This window comes from Bartonella sp. EBT8, assembly GCF_055796165.1.
The window spans coordinates 1-1927 of sequence record NZ_JBTTDJ010000058.1 but is presented as its reverse complement, the minus strand read 5'-3'; the positions used below and the strand labels follow the sequence as shown (position 1 = coordinate 1927).

3 protein-coding genes are annotated in these 1927 nt (G+C 37.7%); 1 reads left to right on the top strand and 2 read right to left on the bottom strand.

What is annotated here, in order from left to right; genetic code table 11:
• Positions 1-451: 451 nt before the first annotated feature.
• Positions 452-1000, top strand: coding sequence for an antA/AntB antirepressor family protein (locus AC0QT4_RS08990; protein WP_473201328.1), 549 nt, complete (start codon positions 452-454; stop codon positions 998-1000).
• 61 nt (positions 1001-1061) lie between these two features.
• Here AC0QT4_RS08990 and AC0QT4_RS08985 read toward each other — a convergent pair whose 3' ends face one another.
• Both AC0QT4_RS08985 and AC0QT4_RS08980 read right to left on the bottom strand, forming a co-directional pair.
• Complete coding sequence (locus AC0QT4_RS08985; protein WP_254769772.1) at positions 1062-1391, bottom strand: HigA family addiction module antitoxin; 330 nt, start codon at positions 1389-1391, stop codon at positions 1062-1064.
• A 33-nt stretch (positions 1392-1424) separates the two neighbouring features.
• Entirely contained in the window at positions 1425-1700 is a 276-nt protein-coding gene (locus AC0QT4_RS08980; protein ID WP_241438737.1) for a type II toxin-antitoxin system RelE/ParE family toxin, read from the bottom strand.
• Between the last annotated feature and the right edge of the window lie 227 nt (positions 1701-1927).

Here is a 1927-nt window from a genome sequence, read left to right as displayed (position 1 = left end):
ACCGACAATTCCGATAACTGCTGATTGAACTGCGCGAAGGGGACGTGTGCCATCGTCCACCTCGACAACTTCAACACCGTGTAAAAAACCTGTTGTCATTATTATGCTCCTTTGCATGATTGATGAATGAAAATGAATGGGAAAAATGAGAGACAAACAGACGTTCTTGAGAACGACTTGACAAAATGTTTAAAACCGTTAGATTCATAGGAAGGTGCCTAGAAAACACCTTAATAGTAAGCGGATAGATTGCCGAAACAGTCTCTTTCCGTACATTGAATGCTTTGACTTGTTACATGCGCATGGCGTATAATAACTTTGTCGGGTGTAGTTGTGCTATACAATACCCTTTTATGGGAAAAGCATAACGACGGACTTACTACCGTGTTTTCTAGCACCCGATACCCTTTGGGGTGTCAATAGAAGACATCTAAATAGTAAGGAGTTCGTCATGAACACTCTAATTAAAATATCAGAAAAAATTATTGATCAGGAAACAATTCAAACGGTTGATGCACGTGAATTGCATATATTTTTGGAAATAGGAAAACGCTTTGCTACTTGGATTACAGATCGTATTCGTCAATATGAATTTGAAGAGGGAAAAGACTTCATAAAAACACAAGATTTGCGGTTCCCAAAATTGGGAAGCGCAAAATCTAGGGCTGTTACAGCAATTAACTATCACATCACTTTAGATATGGCGAAAGAACTCTCAATGGTTGAACGCAATGAGAAAGGCAGGAAAGCCCGTCGTTACTTTATTGAGTGTGAAAAGAAACTAAGAAGCCAATCTGTTGATTATGATAATGATACACGATTTGATTTACCAAGCCATTGGGAGGGTATGAACGCTGGTGAAAAAGTTTTATATCTTTTAGGTCCAATTCATATGCGTCTTATCGATGCTTTTAGAGTAGACGAAGAAAACAGGCAATACAAAGCTTTAATCAAAGAAGCAAAACAGGTGTTAGCAAGATCTGTGACAAAAGCTGCTTAGTTTATAGTGCCATCTCCTCGTCTTTAAAGGCGGGGAGATGATAAAAGCTCTAGCTATTTTATTAACAACTATGGTCCATTTGTACATTGACTTTTTTACTAGCTTCTAGTGTTGGAATAGAAGAAACATCAATATCACGCAAAGCATGCCATGTATCATAATTGGCTTGAAGTTGTAACCATAAGGCGGGTCCGTTGCCTAATAACTTGCCAATACGGGCTGCTGTAACAGCTGTAACAGGACGTTGTCCTTTAAGGATGCTGTGTAGATGTTGGCGCGATATTTGAAGAATTCGAGCAATTTCAGTTTTGCTTGTATCCAAATGCTCCAAAGATTCGGCTAAAATTTCTCCTGGATGAGTAGGGCAACGATTAGGATCACGTGTAGTCATGAAGTGTCTCCTTTACAATTAATCTTAAAACCTTCAATGATATTGTTCCAGATCAACATGATAAACATGCCCATCTTGGAATTCAAAAGTGATACACCAAGGACCATTGATATGGACTGTGTAGCGAGTTGGAGTAAAGCCTTTAAGCATATGAAAGTTATAACCCGGTACATTGATATCACTTACTTGAGAAGCTGCGTCAAGAGTATCAAGACGGCGAATAATTCGCTGTTGAAGCCTACTATCAATTTTACTTTTTCCTGTTTCCCAGAGAGATTGTAGGTCTTTATTTTTAAATGTTTTGATCATAGCAAACTCAACAGCTTTATTTTAAATAATATGTAATGTAATAAGTTACAATTGTCAACAAAAATATTACAATTTAATATTATTGATACCAATGCGGCTTGCCTATAAGCTGTTAATCTCGTCACAAAATCTTTGGAGTAAAAATGGGGTGACTCGCTATGATTTCGAGACACCCCTCTAAAGACAAAGAATGACTTTGCTTGCTATAGATTAGACTTGGTTCATCC

Excerpts from the sequence above, each read along its gene's own strand:
- AC0QT4_RS08980 (WP_241438737.1), bottom strand. The coding sequence starts at position 1,700 with ATGATCAAAACATTTAAAAATAAAGACCTACAATCTCTCTGGGAAACA.
- AC0QT4_RS08985 (WP_254769772.1), bottom strand. The coding sequence starts at position 1,391 with ATGACTACACGTGATCCTAATCGTTGCCCTACTCATCCAGGAGAAATT.
- AC0QT4_RS08990 (WP_473201328.1), top strand. The coding sequence starts at position 452 with ATGAACACTCTAATTAAAATATCAGAAAAAATTATTGATCAGGAAACA.